Below are 24,515 nucleotides of genomic sequence, written 5' to 3'. Positions count from 1 at the left end.
GTAGCAGGAACGTGTTATCAGTGATTCGAATCAGTGGTAACGTGATTGGCGGATCACCGATTCAAGGAGAAACGCAATGATCATCGTCACCGGAGCGACCGGACGGCTCGGCTCCCTGGTTGTCAGCAAGCTGCTCGACCGCGTTCCCGCCGCCGAGGTCGGGGTGAGCGTGCGCGACGTCGGTACGGCGGCCGCCCTGGCCGACCGTGGAGTCCGGGTTCGCGCGGGCGATTTCACCGACCCGGAGACCCTCGATCACGCCTTTGAGGGCGCCGACCAGGTGCTCGTCATCTCGGCCGCGATCCGCGGCTCGCGGGCATCGGCCGCCAGTAAGTGTGCGATCGATGCCGCGGTGGCTGCAGGCGCTTCGCGAGTGCTCTACACCAGTCACCAGATGGCTTCACGCGACTCACAGTTCGCTCCGGCCCGCGAACATGCGGAGGCCGAGGCGCACCTCGCCGTACAGGATGTTGCGTCGACTGCGCTGCGCCACGGCTTCTATGCCAGCACGCTCGAGCACTACCTTCCGCGGGCTTTGCAGACCGGTGAGCTGAGGTTGCCGGCCGACGGTCCGGTGTCGTGGACCGCGCATGACGACCTCGCCGAGGTCGACGCCATCGCGCTCACGAACCCCGGCGTACTCACCAAAACAAGGCCGTTGACCGCCTCCGAGCTGCTCGACTTCGCGGACGTCGCGCGTGTAGCAGGTGAACTGAGCGGCCGGACGATCCGGCGGATCGTTGTGGACGACGAGGAGTGGACGGCGGACATGACCTCGCAGGGCATGCCCGCCGACCTGGCCGAGTTCACTCTCGGCATGTTCCGGGCCGCCCGCGCCGGCGAGATGGCGGTGACCGACCCTGCCCTCGAAGACCTGATCGGCCGGCCGGCGACTCCGGCGCGCACGGTCATCGAGGGCATCCTTCAGCAGGTTCCGGTGCTCAAGGGGTGACGGGGATATTGGTCAGGCCCGTCACCGCGTTCTGGACGGTGTTGGAGGCATAGACAACGTTCGGATCGGCGCTGCACTTGGACGCCGACGTGATGTAGATGGCGTACTTGCCGGTGCCGCCCAGGTTGGACGAGTTGTTCCGCCACACGTTGCCGCAGCCGTTCGCGAACGACGGGGTGGTGGAGGGGTTGTGTGTCTCGTAGCCGTTCGCGAACGTGCCGGGGGAGGAGAAGGTCCCGGTGTTGTTCTCGATGACGTAGTCGAAGCCCTTGACGTCGACCCACGAGTCGGCCGAGTTCTCGCCGGAGATTCCGCGGCCGTTGAAGGTGTTGCCGCGGATGACTCCGCCCGTCGTTCCCTCTTTCACGTCGATGGCTTCGGCGGCGATGTTCGGGCCGAGGTGGTTGTCCAGCACCTGCACTCGGTCGGACTTGTCGACCCCGCCGGTGTTGCCGTGACAGCTCCAGTTGGATCCGGCCGAGCCGATGTAGACACCCTCGCCGTACCCCTTCTGCACCAGACCCGCGTCGGTGACGGTGGAGTTCTTGATCACGCCATCGGCGGACGAGCGGCGGAAGTGCACCCCCTCCTCATCGGTGTGGTGGACCGAGACGCCGTCGATGGTCACGTGATGCGAGTTGTCCAGCACGATGCCCTTCTTCGACTCCTGCACCGTGAATCCGGTCAGCTTCCAGTACGGCGCTCCGAACAGCCACAGCCCGTACCCGGAATCCCACCCAGCCGTCGGCGCCGGGCACGAAGGTGCATCTCCGGTCGGCCCGTCATTGATCAGTACGGCGGATGCCGGCCCGGTCAGCGTGATCGGCGCCGACGCGGTCCCGGCGCGCTGCGTGAGGAACGCGCCCCGGTACTGGCCGGCCGCGAGCCGGATCGTCTGACCTGGTTGCGCATTCGCCAGCGCGGCCTGCAACTGAGCGGCCGTCGAAACGTCGACCACCGACCCACCGCCACCACCCGAGGTCGTCACGGTGATCGCGGAACTCGGACCCGATTGGTTGCCCGCGGCATCACGGGCCCTGACGACATACGAGTAACTCGTCGACGCGGTCAGCCCAGTGTCGGTGTGGCTGGTGCCCGTGACGGTGGTCACCGGCTGCCCGTTGCGGTAGATCACATACCCGGTGACGCCGACATTGTCGGTAGCCGCGGTCCACGCCAGCGAGACGCTCGACGACGTCGTACCGGTGCTGCGGAGCCCGCCCGGAACGCTCGGCGGTGTGGTGTCGCCACCGCCGCCACCGCTCGTCCCGTAGACCTCGAACTCGAACAGCGAATACCCGTACGCCGTCCCGCGTGCGGTCCCGTTGATCCGCACGTACCGGGCGGATCCCGTCACCGGGATCTCGTCGGTACCGCCGTCACCGGTCGTCGTGGAGTGTGCGGTCGACCAGGTGGTGCCGTCGGTCGAGAGCTGGACCTGATACGCCTTGCCGTACGCGGCCTCCCAGTTGAGCTTTACCCGGGTCAGGTTCGCCGCGGCGCCGAGGTCGACCTGGAGCCACTGGGGATCAGACCCTTCCTGCGATGCCCAGCGAGTCGCGGTGTCGCCGTCGACCGCAAGCCCGGCCTCGAAGCCGCTGCCCTCGGTCGACGACGCAGTGGCCGGCTTCCCGCGGGACAACAACGTTTCCGATCCACCGCCGCCAGGCTGAGTAGTTGCGTCGACCGCATTGCTAAGACTCGATTGGTTGCCCGCAGCATCGGTTGCCCGGACGGTGTAGGAGTACGTCGTGGCTGCGGTCAGACCGGTATCCGTGTACGTCGTGCCGGAACTGGTTCCGACCACCGTCCCGTTGCGCAGTACGTCGTACCCGGTCACTCCGACGTTGTCCGTCGACGCGTTCCAGGTCAACGAAGCGTTGGTCGACGTGGTCGCGGTGGCGCGCAGGCTGGACGGCGTACTGGGCGCGGTGGTGTCGTCCTCGCCGCCACCACCTGGGTTGCGAAGGAACAGTGAGCCCGAGGCATCCGTACGAGTTGCGTTGACGCCGCCGTTCGGGACGGTGTAGTCGGCCGTCTCGCGGCTTGCCCAGTCAGGGATGGTTGCGCCGTTCACCGCGAGGTGCTGGAACTTGGTCGGGTCGGCCGAGCTGCTGCCGAACTGGTACAGGCGCTGCCGGTCCGGGTAGTAGCTCTGGTACGGGCCGTTCTCGGTGGTCTGCTTGCTGAGGGCGTTGTTGTAGACGACGTTCTGCGGACCGCTGGACCCGGACCACTTGACCGCCTTCGGACCCGCAGCCCACCAGATCGGCCACCAGGTCGAATCGTCCGGGATGTCACCGCCCTCGTCGCCGCAGTTGCTCTGGCAGTTCTTCGACGAGTGCTCGAACGGGATCCGGACGGTGTTGTTCTCGAACAGATTGCGCCGTTCCCAACCGCCGTGCACGTTCAGGTCGGAGTCGAAGTCGTTGCCGATGGCCACGTTGTTCGAGGCCGACCACTGGAAGGTGAAGTGCCGCAGGTTCCGGGTGGTGTTGTAGGCGTAGAGCGAGTCCCACACCCGGGAACCGCGCAGGTAGCCGTTGCCGCCCTTGCCCTTGTTCCACGAGCCGTCCAGATGCGACTCCTGCACCTGGATGTTCTTGGCGCTCTCGGTGACGATCGGGTGCGAGCCGGTCATCTCGGTGCCGACCCGGCGGACCCAGGCGTTGATCGCCCACTTCAGCACGATCCCGTGCATCTCGTACTCCGGCGCCATGTTGCCGTAGTTGTGGACGGCATCCGCCTTGTTGAGGTTGTAGGTGCCGCCGGCAAGCTTCGGCAGGCCGGTCATGTCCTGCGTGATGGTGAGGTCCTCGATGCCGACCCCGAGGACCGGCTTGAGCGGGGTCACCCGGCTCGGATAGACAGTGCCGCCGATCGCCGCCGAGCCGTCCGAGGTGGAGTTCAGCGGCAGGTCGTACTCGAGGGGCTTGTCGATCGTCAGGTTGCGCCCGGTCGCATCGACCGCGGTGATCTGGAAGATCTGCTGGCGCATGTGCAGGTTCATGTACTTCGACGCGTCGGTGACGGTCTGCTGCTGGTAGAACTTCGCCGAGTTCGCCGCACCGACCCAGAGGTAGTTGCCGGCCTTGAACAGCGCCATGTTCGCGTTGGTCGCCAGCTTGATCTGTGTCGTACCGATGGCCGACGCCTCGCGCAGCGGTACGCCGCTGGCCCAGTGCTGGTTGATGCTTCCTTCGAAGATGTCCTTGCGATTCGCCGGCGCCGAGGCGTAGTCGGCGGCGTACTTGGGGGAGACCTCGCGGCTCTGGACCCGGAGCAGTCCGCGGCCGGGCCACATCCAGCCGCCCTTGCCAGACGAGCCGTGCGTCATCCCGTCTTCGTCCCAATCACTGCCGTCGGCGGTGAGCTTGTCGTACCTGGTGTTGGTGTCGGGGCGGAACACCAACACGGTACGACCCTGTCCGGCGCCCTTGATCAGCAAGTAGCTGGCGTCGAGACCGAGCTGCCGGGTGACGGTGATTCGTCCCTCCGGCAAGGTGATTTGCGAGAGCTTGTTGTACGTCGCCGATGGCGTGCACTGCGTCCGAATCGCATCGATCGCGGACTGCAGCCCGGTGGTGGCGTCACTGCCGTCGGCGCGTACGCCGTACTGCGAAGCAAGCTCGTCGGCGGTGACCTGGCAGTTCGGGTCGGGGTTGATGTCGGCCGGTCCCGGCAGCGGCGCGCCGCCTCGGTAGCCTGCCTTGCTCCAGTCCGGCAGACCAGCGATCGGCGCCCGCCGATTCGCACTGGTCAGGTCGGGAATCGCGGCTGCGGCGGTGGATGCCGCCTGAACGTGTAGAGCCACGGTCGCAGTGGTCAGCAAGCCGAAGATCAGCGTGAACGCGCCGGCTCCGGCAAGCCGGCGGCGACTTCGTCGGGTGGTGAAGGGCATCGCAGTGCCTCCTGAAGGGCGGGGACGGGAAGCGCTTTCCCAAGCATCGGAGAACTGTTAGGAAAGTTTCTTAATGATTGGGATGTGACGGTAGACCGCGATACCGGGTCCCGGCAAGACCTCAAGGCGAGATTAAATTCGGGCCATCATGGCCGACATGCTGGAATTCCGGATCCTCGGTCCGCTCGAGGTCCTGCGAGCGGGCCGGCCGATCGCGGTTCCCGCGGCCAAGCAGCGGGTAGTGCTGGCCGCGCTCCTGCTGAGGGCGAACCAGGTGGTCGCGATCGAGGAACTGATCGACCGGCTGTGGCAGGACGACATGCCACCCGATGCCCGAGCCACCGCGCAGGCATACGTGATGCGGCTGCGACGCGTACTGGGGGAGACCGATCGCTCCTCCGGCATCATCCGGACCGAGTCGGGCGGGTACCGGCTGACCATCGCTCCAGAGCAACTGGATCTCCTCCGCTTCCATGCGGCGCTGCGGAAGGCGGAAGCAGGCGAGGACCCGGCGACCGAGGCGGCCCAGCTACAGGAAGCGTTGGCGCTGTGGCGTGGCCGACCGCTCGCGGACGTGCCGTCGGATCTCTTGCACCGCGAGGAGTTGCCTCGGCTCGAGGAGCTTCGCTGCCAGGCGCTGGAGCGTCGGATGCAGCTCGATCTCGACCTGGGCCGGCACAACCAGGTCGTCCCCGAGCTGCGCGCGCTCGTCTCCGAGTACCCGTTCCGCGAGGCGTTCTGGGGCCAGCTGATGCTGGCGCTGTACCGGGCCAACCGCCCGCTGGACGCGTTGGACACCTTCGACCGGCTGACCACTCTCCTCTCCGCCGAGCTCGGTTCGGTGCCGAGCCGGGAGCTCCATCGCCTGCAGCTCGCCATCCAGAGCGACGACCCTGTACTGCGGCCGCCCAGCTCGATGGGTCGCGGCCGAACGCCGAGATCGTTGCCGGCCGGCGTGCTGGATTTCGTCGGCCGCAAGAACGAGACAGCCGATCTCTGCAGCCTGCTCACCCGCCGCCGCGGCCGTCGCGGACTGCGGTTGGTCGTCATCTCCGGACCGCCAGGCGTCGGCAAGACAGCACTCGCCGTCCACGTCGCGCATCAGGTCGGCGACGACTTCCCCGATGGTCAGCTGTACGTCGATCTTCGCGGCTATGCAAGTGGTTCGCCCACGGGGCGAGCGCTCACCCAGCTACTACGGGCCTTGGGCATCCAATCGGCCCAGCTTCCGGCGAATCCGGATGAGCAGCTCGACCTGTATCAGTCCCTGCTCACCAACCGCCGACTGCTCATCGTGCTGGACAACGCGGCGAGCGCCGAACAGGTGCGACAACTTCTGCCGGATGAAGCGGGCTGCGCGGTCCTGGTCACGAGCCGGAACGAACTGCGCGGTCTGACCGCGCTACAAGGTGCGCGCCGTGTCGCGCTCGAGCCGTTGTCGGACGCCGATGCCCGCGCGCTGCTGATCGAGATCGCCGGTGACGAGATGCTCACGGCGGATCCCGAAACGGGTGCCGAGTTGGTGCGACTGTGCGGTCGGCTCCCACTGGCGTTGCGGATCGCGGCGGCCAACCTGTTCAGTCGCCGGGGTACCCGACTGGCCGAGTACGTCGACGAACTGCGGAACGCGAACCGCCTGTCGGCGCTGTCCATCGAGGACGACGACCAGGCCGCCGTACGGACGGCTTTCAGTTTGTCCTACGAGCCGCTCGAACCAGCTGCCGCTCGGTTGTTCCGCCTCCTCGGTCTGGTACCGGGTCCGGACTTTTCCGTCGAGGCTGCGGCTGCCTTGGCTGACGTCGACCGTGCGGAAGCGTTCGTATTGCTGAGCCGGTTGACCGCTGCGAGCCTCGTGCAGCAGCACAACCTCGGGCGCTACCAGGTGCACGATCTGCTCAGGATCTACGCGGGGGAGCGGTCACAGGCCGAGGAAAGCCCAGCCGAACGAACCGCAGCGCTCACCAGGTTGTACGGCTTCTACCTGAGCGCCGCAGACGCGGCGGCGGATCGCCTCGATGCCACGTTGCCCCGGCTACCAAGACCGGACTGGTTGTCGGCCAGGTCTCCCATCGACCATGAGGCGGCCGTCGAGTGGCTGACTCGTGAGCGCGCCGGTCTGGTCGCCGCGGTCGAGACGGCCGCGTCCGACCCGGAGCTCGCGGCGATGAGCTGGTATCTGGCCGACGCGTTGACCGGCTACCTGCACACCAACCGGCATGACCACGATTTGTTGACCACGGCAACCATCGCCCTCGCGACCGCACGACGCCACGGGGAGCGGCGGGCCGAGGCCACCATGCTCAACGCACTCGGCATCCTGCATTGGAGCGCGGCCGAGTACGACGCCGCCGCCGATCACCTGGAACGTGCGCTCGAACTGTTCCGGTACGTCGACGACGCGGCTGGCCGTGCCGTGGCGATGATCAACCTCGGCATCGTGCAACTGGAATGCGGGCGGACGTCGGCCGCAATCCAAAGCTTCACCGACGCGCTTGACGTCAGCCCGGCGTTACCGGCGGCTGTCGCGTCCGTGCGACTCGGCATGGCGCTCCTCGAGGCCGGGCGGCTCGCTGCGGCGAAAGTCCAGCTCGAAGCCGCGCTCGCGACAACTCAACGGTTGGGCCTACTCCACACCGAGGCGACAGCGCTCAACACCCTCGGCGCCGTCCACCTCCGGCTTGGCGAGTTCGACGAGGCGGCCCGCCGACATCACGATGCGCTGGATCGCTATCAGCGACTGGGATCGCGGCACGACCAGGCCGAAGTACTGCAGAATCTGGCTGCGCTGCAACGGGACAACGGGCAGTTCGCAGCGGCGATCGGCTATGCGACCGACGCACTCGAACTGGCTCGGCAGACGCGCAACCGACGCTTCGAGGTCGACTCGCTGAACACCCTCGCCACCGCGCATTCCGGCCTCGGCGAGTCGGCCAAGGCGGTCGACGAACACAGCGCGGCGCTGTCCCTGGCCCGCAACATCGGTTACCCACAAGGCGAAATCGCCGCGTTGATCGGTCTGTCGCGTACCCGATCCAATGGCGCGAGTACGGCGGCACGAGCTGCTACTGAGCTGGCTCGTGCCACCGGACTCCGGCTACGCGAAGCCCAGGCGCTCACCGCCCTCTCGGCGGCGGAACTGGGTGCGGGTCGTCGCGATACCGCGGACGCAGCGTCCGAGCAGGCCCGGACGCTGCAGGAGGAGATCCGCGCAGCCCTACCGCATGATGGCCTCGCAGGCAGCCAGTACGACGGCCTGAGCGCTTCCGGGAGCGGCCGGGACCGTGCCGACCGGTGACGATCTGAGCGGCGCCGGCCAGCTGTAGGCCAGCATGCTCGACCCATAGCCAGCAACCAACCGATCTCCTTCGCGCCAGCTGGACTCGTACCCGGGCTGCCAGGCGGTCTCGTCGGTCGGGATGTAGCACTGCGTCTCGTTGGCGTAAGCCATGACCCAGAGCTTGCCGATCCCGAGCCGTACGGCGATGTCCTTGATCAACTGCTGATAGCCGGCCAGCACCTCGTGCGACAGCGCGAGGACGGTCAGCCCGCCGAACTTCCAGCACTGGATCGGCATCGGGATGGACCGCGCAACAGTCCCAGTCCGAAGCTGTTCCAGCATCAGTCGCGCATGCCGCACCTCGGCCGGGCCGAGATGACCGTCGAGTCGGCTCTCGAACTTGCGCTTCAGGTCCGCCTGCACCGCCGCGTTGTCGGTGTCGACCGCGAACGGCAACTGGATCTCGGTCAGCTTGGTCAGGATCGGGCCTGTCACTGCAGTGAACCGATCAGCAGCGAGTACGTCGACAATGGCATCCGCGAGCTTCTCGCCGACCACGAGCGGACCGCCGGCATTCGGGTCGATGTCACCGGCCAGACCCTGGAAGAACAGCGCCGGCAGACCGAGGCGTCGTTCGATCGACTCGATCACGACGCCCACGTAGTCGGAGTCGAAGACCTTGTCGTTGCCACGGCAGACTGGATGGCACGCATACCCGAACAGCACCGCCACCGGCTCGGTCGTGGTCGCGTTCCGCACCAGCAGGACCGGTACGTCGGGAAGTACCGTGTCGACCACGCCGGTGCGGTTGTGCCCGAGGCGCACGGAACCCTCGGCGTAGTGCAGCGTGGCCGGGACCTTCGGCGCCTGCACCGTGCGTTTGACCAGGTCGACCATCAGGTCGATGAACAGCGCGGTCGACTGGTTGACCGCCGTGATGTCGGCCGGCTGCAGGTTCATCAGGACGTTCGGATGCGGATGGCTGCTGCCGATCATCGGACCGCTGTGCGTGTGACTGCTCGCGATCAGGAAGTCCGAGTCGGCCACCAGCTTCTCGACCTCCACGACCCGGCGGCGCAGCTCGCGATGCACGTCGCGAGGGATGCTGACCACGTCGATCCGCAGCAGCACGTTCGCCGATCCGCTGTCATCCAGCACCAGGCAGTGGGCCCGAAGCTTGCGGGCGTACGTGCCGTCTCCACCACGCGGGTCCCAGCCGTAGCCACCCATCCACAGACTCGGCCACGGCGGGTGTTTCGGCGTCATATTCAACGTGTTCACGGCTACCGACAGCGTGGCCGCGTTCCTCCGGAAGCGGGCCATCAGAGCGGGTCCGCGGCGAGTGCGGCGGCAATGTCGGCGGCGACCGTGTACGGGTCCGCGGCCGGCGTCGTACGGTGCAGTTCGGTTTGTTGGCTCCAGGCGTCGCCGCGTGCGAGCCAATCGCCGTACTCGGGCTGTTTGCCGCTCGCCATCGTCGCGGGCAGATCGGTGAGGAACCGCTGCCAGCGCGGTTTGTAGTACGAGCTGAGCAGGCCGTGCCACTCCCGGTTCGCGTACTCGCGCAGGGTGCCGAAGGCCTCTTCGGTCCAGATCGTGATCATCGAGCGCGCGTTCCACTCGATCAGCTGCTTCTCGTCGGCGGTCGTTCCCCAGGTCTTCGCCTGCTCGAGCCAGGGCCCGAGCATCCACTGCGGATGCGTGCCGAGGATCCGCTCGGTCTGGTCGATCGTGGTCAGGAAGCGGTTGCTGTGCCGGGCCAGCTCAGTCCGGTCCTTGGCCTCGTATGCTTCCCGGATCTTGTCCAGCAGCAGCCGGCCCCGGTTGGCGAGAACCTGCCTCGTGACGTCGACGACGTCGTACTTGTACGTCGGTTTGCTCCGCAGCGCCGGCGCCACTGCGAGCAGTGCGGGCAGCGCAGGTTCGAACTCCTCGGGGAGATAGCGGAACTCGTCCGGCCCGAACATCGAGACACTGCGCAGGTTCAGATCCGGCATCGCCTGGAACGCGGACTCGAACGGTCCTTCGCCGGTTGTGTGGTTGGTCGAGACATACGAGTACGCCGTCCGTCGCAGAATGTCCCACGCCTTGATCGCGTTGGCGTCGTCGCTGCCGTACCGGCGGATGGCGAAGTCGCGGACCCAGGTCGAGAGGTCGACCGCCGACCGCCGCCACATCATCTCGCCGAGCAGGTCGGGGACGATCGGGTTCTGGTGCAGACCCTCCTGCACCCACGCGCAGCCGACCAGCCGACGCCGCTCCGGCCGGGTGCGGACCCGGGGGAACGTCTGGCCCGGTTCGCCGAGGTTGCCGAACATCCCGAGCCGCCCGCCGAAGTTCTGAATGCTGCCCCAGCACCACGGAACACCCCAGTACGCCTCGGTGTCCTCCCACTTGCGGTCGTCGTCGGAGTCCAGGTCGAGAACGATCACGCGGTTCTCGTCGACCGCGTTGAGGATCTCCAGCCTCGGGTTCGACTGCCAACCCTGCAGCAGCCAGATCGCACCGGGAGAGGCTTCCTCCAAAGCGTTCTGTACGGCGACCGCCGCGTCACCAAGATTCGCGCCGTCCAGGTAATCCGGCAGATCGTCGCCGACTTCGTGGATGAGGTCGTTGGAGAAATGCGTGGTGCTGCCGAAGTGAGTGCGCTGTGCTTCGTAGAACCGGCGGGCCACTTCGGGGTACAGAGCCTCAGTGGTGTCGAGCCAGTACGGCCGCGGGTGACCCGCATAATCCTTCTGCGCGGGGATGTGGGTCCCAGGATGGCGCGACGCGAAGATCTCGTCCGGCACATGGCCGACGAAGGCCGGGAAGACCGGCGTAATCCCCAACTCCCGCATCCGCGCCACGATCTGCTGCCCGAGATCCCGACGCTTGTGCAGGAACTCGACCGACACCGGCCCGCTGTACCCCGAAGCATCGAGGTCGTAGCCGGTGGTCTCGCCGTACCACTGCCAGGGTTGGTGGGCAGGCATCGAGATCCACTGACGTACTTCGAGCTCACTCATCCCGAAGTCGCGGAACGTGTCGTACCAGACGATCTCCTGCCCTATCAGCGTCAGCGCCCGATTGATGCCGTTGATCGCGAGGAAGTCGAGCTCACGTTCCCAGTCCGGCCATTGCCAGTACGGACTCGTGTAGCCGAAGAAGGTGAAGTTGTACGCGTACCGCTCGGCCAGTTCGGTGCTCATCCGGATCGGTGTGGCCGGGGTCGGGAGCGTCGACGGCAGTTGCAGCTGGTCGCCGTTCGCCGAGAGGTGCCCGCGAGCGACGTACTTGAGCCACCAGTTGAAACCGGAGAGCAGTGCGACCGTGCTGCTCCCCGCGATCCCCACCTGCTCGCCCACTCGGCTGATCTGGAAGGCATCCGTCTCACCGGCGCCCGCGACAAGCGTGCTGAGGGCGAACCGGCTGGGGTCCAACCCGCTCAGGCGCTGGATCGCCGCGCGAGCCGCCGCCAGGTTGGGTGGCGCAGCGGCCGCACGGGTTGCTGCGGCAGCGCGCCCGGCACCACCCCCGACAGCCAGGGCGGCGGCCATGGCGCCGCCAACGAACGTACGCCGAGTAACAGGGGTCATGAGATCCCTCCGGGGGATGGGCGGTGACGAGTGGTCCACTGCAGTTTCAGCACCCCCGCCGACTTCCCGCCGACGCCGCACTGACGTCACCACACCCCCCATCGAATACCCACCGAAAATCCCGTTGTTGGCGCTCGGGGGAGCGGCGATAGTGGGCCTGTGCAAGGCGAGTGGTCTCTCGAGATGCAGGTGGATCGGCAGCGGGAAGAAGAGCTGACCGACAAGCTAGTGGCGTTCAACAGGGCGGCTTCGCCGATCGTCGACGTACGGTTCGAGCCGGAGAACCTGAAGTCCGAGCCGCTGCAGAGCGCGGTTGTCGTTGGTCGGATGTGTCGACGTTCGATTTCCAGGCGCCGGAGTTCTACCGCAAACAGGGCTACGCCGAGTACGGCGTGAAGCATGACTACCCGCCCGGCCACTCGAACCACTTCTTCCGCAAAGACCTGTGATCAGGTTGTACGGCGTATGACCAGCTGGGGTGTGAGGACCACGGGGGGTGGGAGTTCGCCGGACAGGAGTCGGTCGACCTGCTGTACGGCGAGTTCGCCGAGCCGGCGCTTGTCGAGGTGAACCGTGGTCAGCGGCGGCTCGATGAGTTCGCCGATGGTTAGTCCATCGAAGCCGACCAGTGCGCAGTCCTCGGGCACTCGGACGCCGAGGTCGCGGGCTGCCTGATGGGCGCCGATGGCAACGAGATCGTTGAAGGCCAGTACGGCGGTCGCGTCCGGATGTGCTTTCCACAGCTCACGGAACCCGGCGTTGCCGCCGGCCACGGATTGCTCGACGGTGACGATCCAGCTGTCGTCGACCGTTAGTTCGTGTTCGGCGGTCAGCGTCTGGAACATGCGACGCCGGGCGTACGGGTCGCCGCACGGCGGCACGCAGTCGATCATGCCGATCTTGCGATGCCCTCGATCGGTCAGGTGATCCATCGCTTCCCGGATGCCGGTCAGCGCGTCGATCTCCACCGAGGCGTACGTCGGGGAGTCGAGGCCGCGGTCGACGACGACGAGCGGGACCCCACCGACGGAGGCGGCGAGTTCTTCGTCGGGATGGGTGAGGTAGCCGACGATCACGTCCACCTGCTGGCTGAGTGAGCGAAGCAGCGTCAGTTCGCGGGCCTGGTCGTACTGGGTGCTGGCCACGACCACCTGCCAGTCCTGTCGGCCGGCTGCTTGGATCACGCCGTCGATGAACTCCGGGAAGAACGGGTTGACCACGTCGGGCACGATGACGCCGACACTCACGACGTCCGGCCGGACCAGCCCGCGGGCGAACCTGCTCGGCCGGTACCGCAACTGACGGGCGACATCGAGTACCCGGCGCTGGGTCTCCGGGTCGATCTCACCCTTGCCGTTGATCGCCCGCGAAACGGTCTGGTGGGAGACCCCGGCCGCCTTGGCCACGTCGCGGAGCGTGGTGCGCTTGGGCACCGACCCGCTGGTTTCGCTCATCGGTCTCCCTGTCATGCGCACAGTCAACCAGCCTTAATCCGTTGACCACTCCGGCGCCGCGACGTACGGTGATGTTAACGGTCACGTTAACGGTAACGGACGGAGGAAACGATGCCTGGGGACTACGACGCCCTCATGCTGATGGCGATCAGACAGGTGAAGTCGGAGATCGACAGCGCGCGGCCGCATGCGCCGGTCGTGCCGGACACGCGACGGTCCCGCCGGATCCGGCGTACGACGGATGTCCGGTCCGCGCTGGCCCGCGCCTTGGACCGCGCGGCGCGGGCCGTGGAACCGCCCCCGCACCGCCTGCACTCCTGAATCACTCGCGGATCATCCGCCGAGAGACTCTCGACCCCACTACGCTGCATCGGAGTCGTTACGCAGAGGAGTGGATGTTGAGTCTTCGGCCACGTCGGGTTCCCGCAGGCGCGCGCCTCATCGGCGTACTCGCAGGCCTGATGGTCGTGGGGGTGAGCATCGCGCTCGTCTTCGTCGAGGAGTCGCGGAGCACCCGCGTCACCCTGTGCACCCTCGTCGGCGTCGGGATCGGCGTCGTCATGCTGGTGTCCGCGCCCGCGCTACGGCCGCACCCTGCGCTGGCGGGCCGGCGTCGGCGCGGGGTGGCAGGGTTCGGTCGCCTGCTCGTCGTCATCTGCTGGCTGTTGCGCGTGGTCGTCGCCGGTACGACGGCCGCCTACATCGCGTGGAATTCGCACTCCGCGGAGATCCAGCCGCTCGCGGCCGCGCTCGTCGCGCTGTCGATGACTCTGCTGGTCATCGCCGAGTTCGGGCAACACCTTGCCGGGTTCGTCACGGCGGCCGACGAACTGCGCGGGACAGGTCTGGTACGCCGAGCGGGTGCCATCGTGGTCGCGGCTGTGTCCGCCGGTGTCGCCGGATATGTGGCCGACCTCGTGGAGCGTCTCAAGGGCCTGGTCGTGGATCCCGTGTGGGATCACGCGCGTGAGCAGTGGGGATGGCCGAGTTTCCTGGCCGGCGTCCTGGTGACACTGACGACGATCCTGGTGGTGACGCTTCTCGCGATCGTGGTCGGTGCGGCGATGCTCTCGATCGCCTTCGCGGTCGGCCCGTGGACCAGGCTCGGCCGCCTGCTGATGAAGTACTCACCCGTCAAGTACGCGCGCTGGCTCGACGGCGCCTACATCAGCGTCGTCGGGTTCTCGGCATCCTTTCCCAAGGCACCCGACGAACGTGTCGTGCACTGGATCTACCAGGGGGTGCGCAACAGTTCCGGCCCGTTGGAACCGATCTTCCTCAAGATGCTGAAGGACGACGTCGACCGGGCCCGGGTCGCCCTCGCGCCCGAGGCGACCGTCGTCCTGCGCGCGGTCGGCGACCACGAGGAGATCGTCGCGGAGGGTCTGCCTGCGGGTGCCGGCGGGCCGCTGGTGACCGAGTTGCTGCCTGACTTCCCCGAGGCGGCGGCGTTGCGGCGGATCCGCCTGGGACTCCACGACATCCCGCTCGGGCTTCCCTCGATGGTGCGCGTCGAGCCGCCGGAAGCCGACGCCAACCGCGACTACTGGGAGAAAGAGCGCGAGTGGGAAGCCACGCGGGAGGAACCTGCGTGGTTCTCCTCCGAACCCAGCCATGACGACCTCGTCAAGGAGGTCGTCCGGCACCCGCCCGGGCCGCCCTGGGTGCGCGAGCGGCTCGGTCTGCCCGAGGTCCACCTGGACTGGTGATCAGTCGCTGATCTTGAACTTCGCAGCGGTCGCCAGCTCGGCCAGCTGGCGGCTGGTGAAGATCGGTTGCGCCAGCGGTTTGGGCTGACCTTCGTACTTCTTGGCCTGCGCGAGCATCACGACGGTGCCGTCGTCGTAGCGGTAGGTGGCCCACTGGTCGAACTCACCCTGGCCCTTGGTGGTCACCACGCCGACCTTCTTGCCGTCGACGTCCACGATTGCGCAGGTGCCGGTACCACCCCAGAACCCCTTGGCCAGCTTGCACGGGTCCGTCGCCGGCTTGCCGTCGGGCGTGGTCGAGTTCAGCAGCAGCTTGCCCACCTTGCCGTCCCGCTCGACCGGGATAGTGGCCGCGTACTCCCAGTAGTCCTGCTCACCGTCGTTGGATGCGTACTGCGCTTGCGCATACCGCAGCCGGTGGCCTTCCGGGGCCTTGAGGTCGGGCGTGGTGAAGCCCGCTGGGACCGACGAACTCAGGTCGTCCATCAGCTTCGTCACTCGGGTCATGCGCGGACCAGCAGTCGCCGTACGATCCGACTGGCCCTCCGGCCACGGGTCGCCGCTCTTGCGGGTGGTCGGCGCCGCCGTCGGCTTGACGGTGGGTGCCGTCGCCGTGGGGCCGCTCGCCACCAGATCGCCCCCTGAACCGCCGCCGCCGAGGTTCGCGACCAGGGCCGGACCACCGCCGATGGCCGCCACCAGCGGTACGACGGCGAGCCCGGTCCACGCCAGCCGGCGCCGCCGATACGCCGTACGGCCGTGGTTCAGTGCTTGTGAAGGATCCATCGACGGCGGGGGAGTACTGCGCTCCATCGCGTCGCGCAGTGCCCGGTTGAGATCCTCTTCGTTCATCGAACCCTCTCCTCTGCGAGCAAACCGCGCAGCGTCTCCAGCCCACGCGCGGCCTGACTCTTGACGTTTCCTGCCGAGCAATCGAGGAGCTCGGCCGTCTGATCGACCGATGCGTCCTCCCAGTACCGCAGAACCAGTACGGCGCGCTGCCGCGGCGGAACCTTCGCGAGTGCGTCCAGCAACACCATGCGTTCGTCGGCCAGCCCACCCGGCGGCGCCGGTCGATCAGTCGCTGTATCTCCGACCGATTCGAACCGGAACCACCCCCGCCGCCGCTCGGACAGGAACGTCCGGATCAGCGTCTGCCTGGTGTAGTTGTCCATCGCCTCGTGCCGCTGGATCCGGCGCCACGCCAGATAGATCTTCGTGAAGGTCTGCTGGACCAGGTCCTCCGCCCGATGCCAGTCACCGCACAGCAAGTACGCCGTTCCGCGCATGGCGTCGGAACGCGCCGCGAAATACGCCTCGAACGCGGCGTCGCGTTCACTCATAGGTCCTCCCCGATCTTCGGTACCGGGTTAGACACGCCACCGCCCAGATAGTTGGTTGCATGCCTCAGACAGATCGGTGCCGGGCCCCGCCCTCGACGTGGATCGTCTCACCGGAAACGAACCCGGCGCGGAGCAGCCACATCACCGTGTCGACGATGTCGTCGGTCTCGCCGTGGCGTCCGACGAAGGTGCCGGCCGCACTCTTGTCGAGCAGCCCGGCCTTGTTGTCGCCGAGGCGATCCCAGGCGCCGGAATCGATAACCCCGGGCGAGACGGCATTGACCCGCACCGGCGCGAGATCCGCGGCCAGGTGGCGCGCGGCGTACTCGACCGCTCCGTTGGTGATCCCCTTGACCAGCGACCCCGGACCCGGCCGCCAGCCGACCACGCCCGAGAACAACACCATCGATCCGGTCGGCCGCAGTACCGGCGCGAAGTGCTTGGCGACGAGCAGGGGACCGAGCACCTTCGCCGTGAACGCCGTCACCAGTTTGTCGCGATCGAGGTCGGTCGCGCGAACGTCGTGCGGCGCCGACCCGGTCGTCACGAGGTGATCGACGCCATCCTTCAACTGCTCCGCGGCGGCTGCGATCGTCGACTCGTCCTGCAAGTCGATCCGCACTGCGGTGGCGCCGATCTCGCGAGCCAGTACGTCGGCCGCCGCGAGATCACGAGCACCGACCACAACGTCGTACCCGTCCTTGACCGCACGCCTCGCCACCGCCGCGCCGAGCGCCCGGGCGCCGCCGATGACCAGAATCCGCTCCATGGTTCCAACTCCTTCTCGTAGGATCAGGAGTCACGGTATGGATTTGATACCGGTATCTTCAACGGAACTGGGAGCACCCATGGGCAAGGCCTACAACGTGATGGCAGCGACCTGCCCGAGCCGCACCCGTGCTGCACCGCATCGGTGCCCGCTGGACTGTGTTCGTCGTCAACGCCCTCGACGACGGACCGCGGCGCTTCACCGAACTGAAGGCCCACATCCAGGGCATCACCCCGAAGGTCCTGACTGAGACCCTGCGCTCTTTGGAGGCCGACGGGCTGATCAGCCGGCGCGAGTACGACGAGAACCCGCCGCGCGTCGAGTACGCGCTGACCCCTCTCGGCCGCTCCCTGCTCATCCCACTCCGCGCGGTCCGACTCTGGGCCGAACAACACGTCCCCGACATCGAGGCGGCCCGGGCCCGTTTGCAGGCCTGACTACATTTTCGCGCCGCAATCCGTCAGCAGGCGCCGGAAGTAGTTGGCGTAGAGGGCGTGCAGATCGACGGTCGGGTCGAGCCGCCACAGCACGAGGGCGCCCTCCTGGAACGCGAGGATCTCGGTCGCGATCGCCTCGGGGTCGGGGCATGAAGCGAGCTCGCCGTCGGCGACCGCCGTACGGAAGATGGCCGCGATCGCCTTGCGCAGCATGCGATTCCGGTCGAGGAAGCGACGGCGTACGGGGTGGTCCTCGGCGGCCTCAAGATGCTCGGACTGGAGCGTCGTGTGCAACGTCGCGAGGTGGACGTTGTGGGTCATGTGCTCCGCGTTGTCGAGCATCGCGTCGACAAGCCCGGTCACGCCCTGGCCGACGTAGTGCGCCAGCCGGGACGCGGACCGCTCGTCGTAGTCGTCGAGAACCGCCTGCAGCAGGCCCTCCTTGCTGCCGAAGTGATGCACGACGGCCGACGCGGTGATGCCGGCGTCGGCCGCGATCGCCGCCAGCCCGGTCCCGCGATACCCCTGCCGGCCGAACAGTTCACCGGCGGCATCCAGGATCGCGCGACGCCGATCGACGCCGCGTTGCTGCACCTGCCCCTTGACTCCCGCGATGACCGTCAGCCTAACTTCTCGGCCATCTCCTTCAAGGCCCACCCAACCTGCCGGTACTCCCGCTCGAGCGCCTCCCGGTTCTCGCTGATCACCGACTCGGCCATCGACCCCGTGAAGCGCTCGACGTCAACCAACCGCACCCCGTCCGGCAACACCTCCAGCTCGAACGAATGCTCCCCGAAGAACACCCCCGCCGTACCGCCCTCCCACACCAACAGGCGCTCCGGCGCCAGCTGGACGATCTCCACCTCAAACTTCTGCTCACCAGCCGCCCCACCCCCAAGCCGCAACGAAACAACAGCCCCAACCCTCAACTCCGGCGCCTCCCCGTCAACCGTCAACGTCGGATGCCACTCCGCGAAACGCCGTACGTCGGTCAGTACCCGCCACACCGTCGCGGGCGTGGCGGAGATGTCGGTCACGGTACGAACCTCTGGTTTATTTTCCTGCATGGTCGTTCAGTTTAATCACGGTTCCGCCGCTGTCGAGCGAATAAAGCTAGGCTCCTTGGTCGTGACGGGCGATTTCGAGGGGTGGCCGCGGTCGGCCTTCGACCTGCTGCTCCAGCTGGAGGGCGAGCCTGCTGCCGATGTCCTGCGGGAGTGCCGGCAAGACCGGGAGGACCTGGTACGGCGGCCGATGGTCGAGCTGCTCACTGCGATGGCCTATGCCGATCCGGCGTACGAGGACTTCGCGGTGTGGCGGTACGGCGGGGTCTCTATGGGGGCGTGGCAGCGGCAGACCGCGAACGTTCGGCTGGCCCGGAACGTCGAACTGACCGTCGGTTTCGATCTGGACGGACTGGAGGTCGGCGCGGCGTGGTGGTACGCGCCACCGCCGCAGATCGAGCGCTACCGAGCAGCAGTTGCCGATCCGGGAAGTGGGCGTCGCCTCGTCGCCATCGTCCACAAGCTCGAGCGCGAGGGCTTCGCGATCTCGGGAGACCTGATGAAGCGACCGCCGCGAGGCTACCCAGCCGACCATCCCCGGGCGCACTTGTTGCGGCACAGATCCGTCATCGCGCGCCGGCACCTCGGATGCGACGAGTGGATCCACACCGCTGCCGCGGCCGACGAGGTGCACGCCGCCTTTACCCAACTACGGCCGCTGGTCCGGTGGTTGGTGCGAAACGTGTCACCGGTCGCCCAAGCCTGACGACCCTGTATTAATGGGGAACTCGGCGGTCTCCATACAGTCATGGAGAATCTGTTTCGTTTGATGCTCCTGCGGCCTGCGGTTGAGCAGGCGCCGGAGCAGTTGTCGATCGGGCTCGGACAGGAGTCCCCTTATCAAGATGCCTTGCGGGCCGCTGTGGTTTCCGGTGGCGGCCGGCCTGGGATCGAGGCGGCGTCGGCGGAGTTTGCCGCGTCTGCTGAGTTCGTGTCCGGGGTGTCGGACACTCCGTTGGGGGCAAGGCTGGATGAGCTTGCTGATCGCGTTGACGCACTCGAGGCGGCCGGGGAGGTGCCGTGGTCGGAGGTGGCCAACGCGGTCGAGGAGGTGTTCGGTAGTCCGGCGGAGGATGTGGTTGCCGGGGACGACTACCAGGAGACGGTACGGCGACTGCGCGACAGCCTGATTGCGATCAAGGTGTTGCAGCAGCTGCACGGGCTGCCGATCGAGCGGTTGACGCGTCAGCTCCGCACGGCCGAGCTGATCGCGGATGTGGCCGCCAACCGCCCGGCGAACGACTCTGCTCGGAGGAGGCGTCGTTCGCTCGAACTGCCGGTTGAGCTCGAACTGAAGTCTCGGCTGTCCACTCGGGACGCGCGGAAGGAGCTTGAGGAGCAGCGCAAGAAGCTCCTCGAAAACCGCCGCAAGCGGGTCGACGAGTTGCTGGCCGAGCACGACGTACTGCGTGGTGCGATCTCGGAGCTGGCCAGTCTCGAGTCGATCCACTTCCGCGCTACCGAGATCGTCGCGAGCGAGCCGACCAGGGCACCCGAGGTCACGGTGCTGACGAACGCGGTCAGCAGTGCGGCCAACTACACCCAGATCCTGCGCGAGCAGCACATCAAGGGTGCGCCGCGGCGAGAGGACGACGAGCGCGCGGTGGTCGACATCAGCACGCCGTACGCCGAACTTGCCCAAACGCTCGTCAAGGCGCCCGACGTGGTGCTGCCGGTGCGCGCTGCGTTCACGCCGGTCGCGCTTGCCGAGGTTGGGTTCGTGCTGAAGCCCAACGTCGGGAGCAAGCTGTCGCAGAAGACGCAGGCAGCCCTGAAGCAACGCGGTATCGACCTGGCGACGACGCCGCTCGACAAGGTGACTCAGCGACTGCAGACCGACCTGGCCACCACGGTCGACGAGCTCGAAGTCGTCGCGGGGCATCCGGAGAAGCACTCGTTCGTCCGGTTCGGCGATGCGCTGATCTCGGTCAAGACGCCGCTGACCACCGGCTGGGGCGCGTTGGGGACCGGTGGCATCCTCGGGATCCCGTTCTTCCCGATGCCCGGCAGCGTGCCGACGACCAAGGGGAAGATCGCGCCGGCCGGGGTTGCGGACCTGCTCATCATCAAGCAGCAACTGACCGGCTACGAAGCCGTCGATGTCGCGCACATCGAGAACATTCTCAAGGGTGAGCTGAAGTCGCGTGAGCACACGCGTCGCGAGGAGAGCGAGACGATCACCTTCGTCGAGACCGAGACGAGTACGTCGGAGGAGCACGAACTCGAGTCGACCGATCGGTTCGAGATGAGCCGGGAGGCGAGCGAGACGATCAAGGAGGATGTCGCGCTCAAGGCCGGGCTGACGATCTCCGGCAGCTACGGCCCGACGGTCGAGTTCTCGGCCAGCGCGGAGGGGTCGTTCAACCGTTCGAAGGAAGAGGCGACCAAGTCGGCGACGACGTTCTCCCAGGACGTCACCGAGCGGACCTCACGCAAGATCTCCGAGCGGGTGCTGCAGCGTACGACGACTCGCACGCTGACCGAGACCATCGAGAAGAACGTGCACACGCTCGACAACACGACCGGGACGGGTCACATCTCCGGCGTGTACCAGTGGGTCAACAAGGTCTATCAGGCTCAGATGTTCAACTACGGCCTGCGGATGATGTTCGACTTCATGATCCCGGAGCCCGCGGCGTTCCTGGTTGCCGCCATGAACCAGGCACAGAACAGCGCGCTCACGTTGACCAAGCCGCCGGACTTCACGCTGACGCCGGCACAGATCAGCGAAAGCAACTACTCGTACTGGGTGAAGGTCTGCGGCGCCACCGATGTCGCACCGCCGCCCGAGTTGTTCCGCACCAAGTCCGCCGACTTCAAGGGCGGTGGCGGTGACAGCAAGACCAACTACAACCACTCCGCCCAGATCACCATCGACGACGGCTACCGTGCGGTGTTCGGCAGTGTCGCCCGGGTCTGGAACGTCTGGGAGTCCGACGCCAGCCTGGATGTCGCCCTCGGCCGCCGCGTGCAGCGGATGACGGGCGGCCAATGGCAGTGGACGACAACGCTGGACGACGAGCGCGACTCGATTCCGCTCGCGCTCGACTCGTGGCATTCGTCGCAGATCGCGGTCGCGATCGAGGTGAAGTGTCAGCGGACCGACCGGGCGCTGGACAAGTGGCGACTGGAGACCCACGCGAAGCTGCTCTCCGCCCACAACGCGCAGGTAGCGGACTACGAAGAGAAGCTGGCACAGCTCAAGCTGCAAGCAGGAGTCGCGATCCGCGGCCGCAACCCTGCAGCGAACCAGATCACGATCCGCCGGGAGCTGCAGAAGAACTGCCTGAGCATCCTGACCGATCAGCACTTCGACCTGTTCGATGCGGTCGTCAACTCGCCCGTCAATGGGCTGCCGCAGATCGACGTGGCGGAGGCGGCTGCCGAAGGCACGTACGTCCGGTTCTTCGAGCAGGCCTTCGAGTGGGAGCACATGTCCTGGGTCACCTACCCGTACTTCTGGGGCAGCAAGGACCAATGGGACGAGCGGCTCGGGTACGACGATCCCGACCCGGCGTTCGTGGACTTCCTGCAGGCCGGGTACTGCCGGGCGACCGTGCCGGCCCGGCCGGGGTTCGAGGGTGCGATCGACCACTTCCTCACCTTCGGCGAGGTCTGGAACGGCGGCCCGCTGCCGACCATCTCCAGCCCGCTCTACCTGCCCATCGCGGACGAACTGGCCGAGCGGCTCGACCGCCCGGGCGACGAGGTGCCGCAGGGTGACCCGTGGACCGTTCGCGTTCCGACCAGCCTGGTCAAGCTGCGTGCCGATGACGCGCTGCCGGTCTGGGAGCAGAACGAGGACGGCGAATGGGTCGAGGCCTGACCTCATGGGCGACATCTCCAGGCACCGGGACATTTTCCTGTTCACCAGGGAGACCGTCCCGGTCGCCTTCCTCGACAACGCGAAGTTGACGGCTGACGACCTCACCTATCTGGAGCTCGGCAATTACCTGACCGACGTCTCGCAGTTCCGCGACCCGGTCACCTACATCTTCGCCAAGCAACGAATCTGGCGGGAGTTCGTCATCCCCGCCGTACAGGACAAGACCCAGCTGCTCCGCGGTCTGGCCGCGCTCGGAGCCGGCGCGGCGCTCGCAGCATCGCAGTACCTGAAGGGCTTGACCTCCGGTACGGCGGCCGATGTCGTCGAAGGCTCTGGGATCGGACTGGCCGCGATCGGCGGGATCATCGCGCTGCTCCCATCGGACACGTACGCCGACCTGAGCGGCGCCGACGAGTGGATCGACAAGCTGCTCGGTACGCCGATCGAGCGCACGCCCGGCGTGGCCGCGGACGACGCGAAGCACTACGGCTATCTCGGTGAGTTCTTCCGGCTGACGATCGAAGGAACCACCCAACTGCTATTCGCGCAGGACGTGACGCACCGGGTCGACGGCGCGTGGGGCTCGATCAAACCGATCCCGACGAACCGCGTCGACGACGTGTACGGCGAATTCTTCACGCAGTACTACCCACATGAGCACACCGACCAGCCGCCGTACGTGTGGAACGCGAGCAAGCGTCCGGCGAACAAGCTGTACCAACCGAGTCGGCGGCAGGCGAACCTGACCGACGAGGTCGGCGTGATGAACGCGGTGGACGCGCACTACGTCGCCTACCTGGCCGAGGGGCTCGCTGGGATCGAGGACGACTGGCGGGCACTGAAGCGCGAGGACCAAGCCGGCCGGCAACGCCTGCTGGTGCGGACCGGCAAGCTGCTGCACGGCGTCGAGGACTGGTTCTTCCATTCGAATGTGGTCGAGTTGCTGGAGCTGCGCAGCTACCGGCCGGCCCAGGTCGAAGGCGAAAGCGACGAGGCGTTTCTCAAACGGTTCGTGGACGACGTGGCGAAACGGCGGCCGGAGTTCGTCGCGGCGAAACCGGACGAGCTGATCCGGTTCAAGCGCAAGCTCTTCCGGCGGCTGCGCTACCCGGCGTACGAGGCGGGCGGTAAGAACGAGAGCTTCGGCGTACTGAGTAAGACCAGGATGTCCACGCCGAGTACGCGGCACGCCTATCCCGCGTTCCCGTCGGCGCAGGACACCGCCCACACGCTGCTGCACGCCCTCGAGAACCTCGAACGGTTGGGCCTCACCGCGCTTGGTCCATTGGCCGGACCGCTCGCGCCCGCACTCGCGACGCCGAAGCTCCGGGAGTCGATCCCGCTGGTGCTGACACTCCTGAGCGCCGATGAGCGCCAGCGGCTGGCAGCCAACGTCGCGCCGGCGCACTGGCCCCTGGCACCCGGTGCGTCACCACCCAAGCGCACGGTCAAGGAGACCGAGCTCGAGCTACAACTCAAACGCCACACCGCCGCCCTCGAACCGAGGCTGCAACGCAGCGGCCACACCGAAAGCAACTACGACCAGTTCGTCCGTGGCCTCGCCGACAGCGGCCGCATCAACGCCAAGGGCAGCGCGGCCCTGCTCGCCGCCTTCGCCATCGACCGCAAGGCCGAGCAACTCCCGACCGAGGCACCAGGCGCTGGCGGATTCCTGATGCAGTTCGCCGTGGCGGACCTGCAGAAACTACTCAACGAGGGCAACGCCAAGTCCGCAGAGCTGGACAAGTCCGCGGCCTCGATCTTCGCCCTGGAATCCGACAACGGCGCCTTCAACGAGATCGTCGGCTCGCACTCGCTGATGTCGAAAGACACCCTTGCCTCGGTGCCGTTCTTCGACGACGCCCGCGTCCTCGCCAGCGTCGCCTCGTCAACGGTCTTCACGATCCTGCTCCAGCAAGTCGCCGCCCCGAAAGCCGACCGAAGGCTGGCCTGGGACGAGGTGCTGCACCACCTCATCCGCTTCCCACCATCAACCGGCGGCTGGGAACGCCGTGCCCTGGCCCTGTTCGCACCCGAACAAAAGATCCCCCGGTACGCCGACCTGCCCGAGTTCGCGCGGTTGGCCGAGAGCGCGCTCCGGCCGCCGCCCAAGCAGCAGAAGCCGCAGCCCTCCAAACGTGCAGACCTGGAAGAGCGCTACCGCCGCCTCGAAACCGAACTCTCAAAATACCGCTACCCGTAATG

General features: G+C 67.0%; 17 protein-coding genes. 8 read left to right on the top strand and 9 right to left on the bottom strand.

Annotated features, from left to right (window positions below; genetic code table 11):
- Positions 1 to 76 precede the first annotated feature (76 nt).
- Positions 77 to 952, top strand: a complete 876-nt coding sequence (locus tag ACFTSF_RS11825) for an NAD(P)H-binding protein (protein WP_380153808.1) — start codon at positions 77 to 79, stop codon at positions 950 to 952.
- On the opposite strand, the gene ACFTSF_RS11820 is transcribed toward ACFTSF_RS11825, so the two are convergent.
- Positions 942 to 4,853, bottom strand: coding sequence for a discoidin domain-containing protein (locus ACFTSF_RS11820; RefSeq protein ID WP_380153807.1), 3,912 nt, complete (start codon positions 4,851 to 4,853; stop codon positions 942 to 944). The genes ACFTSF_RS11825 and ACFTSF_RS11820 overlap by 11 nt on opposite strands.
- A 157-nt stretch (positions 4,854 to 5,010) precedes the next feature.
- On the opposite strand from ACFTSF_RS11820, the gene ACFTSF_RS11815 reads away from it, so the two are divergent.
- The gene (locus ACFTSF_RS11815; RefSeq protein WP_380153806.1) at positions 5,011 to 8,148 is read left to right on the top strand and encodes a BTAD domain-containing putative transcriptional regulator; all 3,138 of its coding nucleotides are present in this window, start codon (positions 5,011 to 5,013) and stop codon (positions 8,146 to 8,148) included.
- Here ACFTSF_RS11815 and ACFTSF_RS11810 read toward each other — a convergent pair.
- The 3 genes from ACFTSF_RS11810 to ACFTSF_RS11800 form a co-directional block, all read right to left on the bottom strand.
- Positions 8,068 to 9,453, bottom strand: coding sequence for a hypothetical protein (locus ACFTSF_RS11810; protein ID WP_380153805.1), 1,386 nt, complete (start codon positions 9,451 to 9,453; stop codon positions 8,068 to 8,070). The genes ACFTSF_RS11815 and ACFTSF_RS11810 overlap by 81 nt on opposite strands.
- Complete coding sequence (locus tag ACFTSF_RS11805) at positions 9,453 to 11,708, bottom strand: alpha-N-acetylglucosaminidase (RefSeq protein WP_380153804.1); 2,256 nt, start codon at positions 11,706 to 11,708, stop codon at positions 9,453 to 9,455. Before ACFTSF_RS11805 ends, ACFTSF_RS11810 begins: the two co-directional genes overlap by 1 nt.
- 449 nt (positions 11,709 to 12,157) lie before the next feature.
- A complete protein-coding gene (locus tag ACFTSF_RS11800) occupies positions 12,158 to 13,162 on the bottom strand; it encodes a LacI family DNA-binding transcriptional regulator (RefSeq protein ID WP_380153803.1) in 1,005 nt (334 codons plus the stop codon).
- A 111-nt stretch (positions 13,163 to 13,273) separates the two neighbouring features.
- Between ACFTSF_RS11800 and ACFTSF_RS11795 the strand changes: the two genes are divergently transcribed.
- The gene (locus ACFTSF_RS11795) at positions 13,274 to 13,483 is read left to right on the top strand and encodes a hypothetical protein (protein ID WP_344163518.1); all 210 of its coding nucleotides are present in this window, start codon (positions 13,274 to 13,276) and stop codon (positions 13,481 to 13,483) included.
- 77 nt (positions 13,484 to 13,560) lie between these two features.
- A complete protein-coding gene (locus tag ACFTSF_RS11790; protein WP_380153802.1) occupies positions 13,561 to 14,871 on the top strand; it encodes a hypothetical protein in 1,311 nt (436 codons plus the stop codon).
- On the opposite strand, the gene ACFTSF_RS11785 is transcribed toward ACFTSF_RS11790, so the two are convergent.
- The 3 genes from ACFTSF_RS11785 to ACFTSF_RS11775 all read right to left on the bottom strand — a co-directional run bounded on the left by ACFTSF_RS11785 (position 14,872) and on the right by ACFTSF_RS11775 (position 16,983).
- Positions 14,872 to 15,723, bottom strand: coding sequence for a hypothetical protein (locus tag ACFTSF_RS11785; protein ID WP_380153801.1), 852 nt, complete (start codon positions 15,721 to 15,723; stop codon positions 14,872 to 14,874).
- Positions 15,720 to 16,214: a SigE family RNA polymerase sigma factor gene (locus ACFTSF_RS11780; RefSeq protein WP_380153800.1), complete on the bottom strand. Its 495-nt coding sequence runs from the start codon at positions 16,212 to 16,214 to the stop codon at positions 15,720 to 15,722. Before ACFTSF_RS11780 ends, ACFTSF_RS11785 begins: the two co-directional genes overlap by 4 nt.
- Positions 16,215 to 16,278: 64 nt before the next feature.
- Entirely contained in the window at positions 16,279 to 16,983 is a 705-nt protein-coding gene (locus ACFTSF_RS11775; RefSeq protein ID WP_380153799.1) for an SDR family NAD(P)-dependent oxidoreductase, read from the bottom strand.
- A 128-nt stretch (positions 16,984 to 17,111) separates the two neighbouring features.
- Here ACFTSF_RS11775 and ACFTSF_RS11770 point away from each other — a divergent pair, with 128 nt between their 5' ends.
- The gene (locus ACFTSF_RS11770) at positions 17,112 to 17,420 is read left to right on the top strand and encodes a winged helix-turn-helix transcriptional regulator (RefSeq protein WP_380153798.1); all 309 of its coding nucleotides are present in this window, start codon (positions 17,112 to 17,114) and stop codon (positions 17,418 to 17,420) included.
- On the opposite strand, the gene ACFTSF_RS11765 is transcribed toward ACFTSF_RS11770, so the two are convergent.
- Together ACFTSF_RS11765 and ACFTSF_RS11760 are read right to left on the bottom strand one after the other, a co-directional pair.
- Entirely contained in the window at positions 17,421 to 18,014 is a 594-nt protein-coding gene (locus ACFTSF_RS11765; RefSeq protein ID WP_344163534.1) for a helix-turn-helix domain-containing protein, read from the bottom strand. It lies immediately after the preceding gene.
- Between the two features lie 26 nt (positions 18,015 to 18,040).
- Complete coding sequence (locus ACFTSF_RS11760) at positions 18,041 to 18,457, bottom strand: SRPBCC family protein (RefSeq protein ID WP_380153797.1); 417 nt, start codon at positions 18,455 to 18,457, stop codon at positions 18,041 to 18,043.
- Positions 18,458 to 18,548: 91 nt separating this feature from the next.
- On the opposite strand from ACFTSF_RS11760, the gene ACFTSF_RS11755 reads away from it, so the two are divergent.
- The 3 genes from ACFTSF_RS11755 to ACFTSF_RS11745 are packed head-to-tail and all read left to right on the top strand — an operon-like array spanning position 18,549 to position 24,513.
- Entirely contained in the window at positions 18,549 to 19,190 is a 642-nt protein-coding gene (locus ACFTSF_RS11755; RefSeq protein WP_380153796.1) for a DUF2461 family protein, read from the top strand.
- A gap of 42 nt (positions 19,191 to 19,232) precedes the next feature.
- Complete coding sequence (locus tag ACFTSF_RS11750) at positions 19,233 to 22,310, top strand: hypothetical protein (RefSeq protein ID WP_380153795.1); 3,078 nt, start codon at positions 19,233 to 19,235, stop codon at positions 22,308 to 22,310.
- A 4-nt stretch (positions 22,311 to 22,314) separates the two neighbouring features.
- Complete coding sequence (locus ACFTSF_RS11745; protein ID WP_380153794.1) at positions 22,315 to 24,513, top strand: hypothetical protein; 2,199 nt, start codon at positions 22,315 to 22,317, stop codon at positions 24,511 to 24,513.
- Positions 24,514 to 24,515: the final 2 nt, after the last annotated feature.

The organism is Kribbella sp. NPDC056951, from assembly GCF_042674205.1.
Taxonomy (GTDB): Bacteria; Actinomycetota; Actinomycetes; order Propionibacteriales; family Kribbellaceae; genus Kribbella; species Kribbella yunnanensis.
This window is presented reverse-complemented; position numbering and strand designations above follow the sequence as displayed.

Bases quoted from the DNA above. Each gene is read 5' to 3' on its own strand.
- ACFTSF_RS11810 (WP_380153805.1), bottom strand. From the start codon at position 9,453: ATGGCCCGCTTCCGGAGGAACGCGGCCACGCTGTCGGTAGCCGTGAAC.
- ACFTSF_RS11745 (WP_380153794.1), top strand. From the start codon at position 22,315: ATGGGCGACATCTCCAGGCACCGGGACATTTTCCTGTTCACCAGGGAG.
- ACFTSF_RS11785 (WP_380153801.1), bottom strand. From the start codon at position 15,723: ATGAACGAAGAGGATCTCAACCGGGCACTGCGCGACGCGATGGAGCGC.
- ACFTSF_RS11780 (WP_380153800.1), bottom strand. From the start codon at position 16,214: ATGAGTGAACGCGACGCCGCGTTCGAGGCGTATTTCGCGGCGCGTTCC.
- ACFTSF_RS11825 (WP_380153808.1), top strand. From the start codon at position 77: ATGATCATCGTCACCGGAGCGACCGGACGGCTCGGCTCCCTGGTTGTC.
- ACFTSF_RS11815 (WP_380153806.1), top strand. From the start codon at position 5,011: ATGCTGGAATTCCGGATCCTCGGTCCGCTCGAGGTCCTGCGAGCGGGC.
- ACFTSF_RS11805 (WP_380153804.1), bottom strand. From the start codon at position 11,708: ATGACCCCTGTTACTCGGCGTACGTTCGTTGGCGGCGCCATGGCCGCC.
- ACFTSF_RS11775 (WP_380153799.1), bottom strand. From the start codon at position 16,983: ATGGAGCGGATTCTGGTCATCGGCGGCGCCCGGGCGCTCGGCGCGGCG.
- ACFTSF_RS11820 (WP_380153807.1), bottom strand. From the start codon at position 4,853: ATGCCCTTCACCACCCGACGAAGTCGCCGCCGGCTTGCCGGAGCCGGC.
- ACFTSF_RS11795 (WP_344163518.1), top strand. From the start codon at position 13,274: ATGCCTGGGGACTACGACGCCCTCATGCTGATGGCGATCAGACAGGTG.
- ACFTSF_RS11800 (WP_380153803.1), bottom strand. From the start codon at position 13,162: ATGAGCGAAACCAGCGGGTCGGTGCCCAAGCGCACCACGCTCCGCGAC.
- ACFTSF_RS11750 (WP_380153795.1), top strand. From the start codon at position 19,233: ATGGAGAATCTGTTTCGTTTGATGCTCCTGCGGCCTGCGGTTGAGCAG.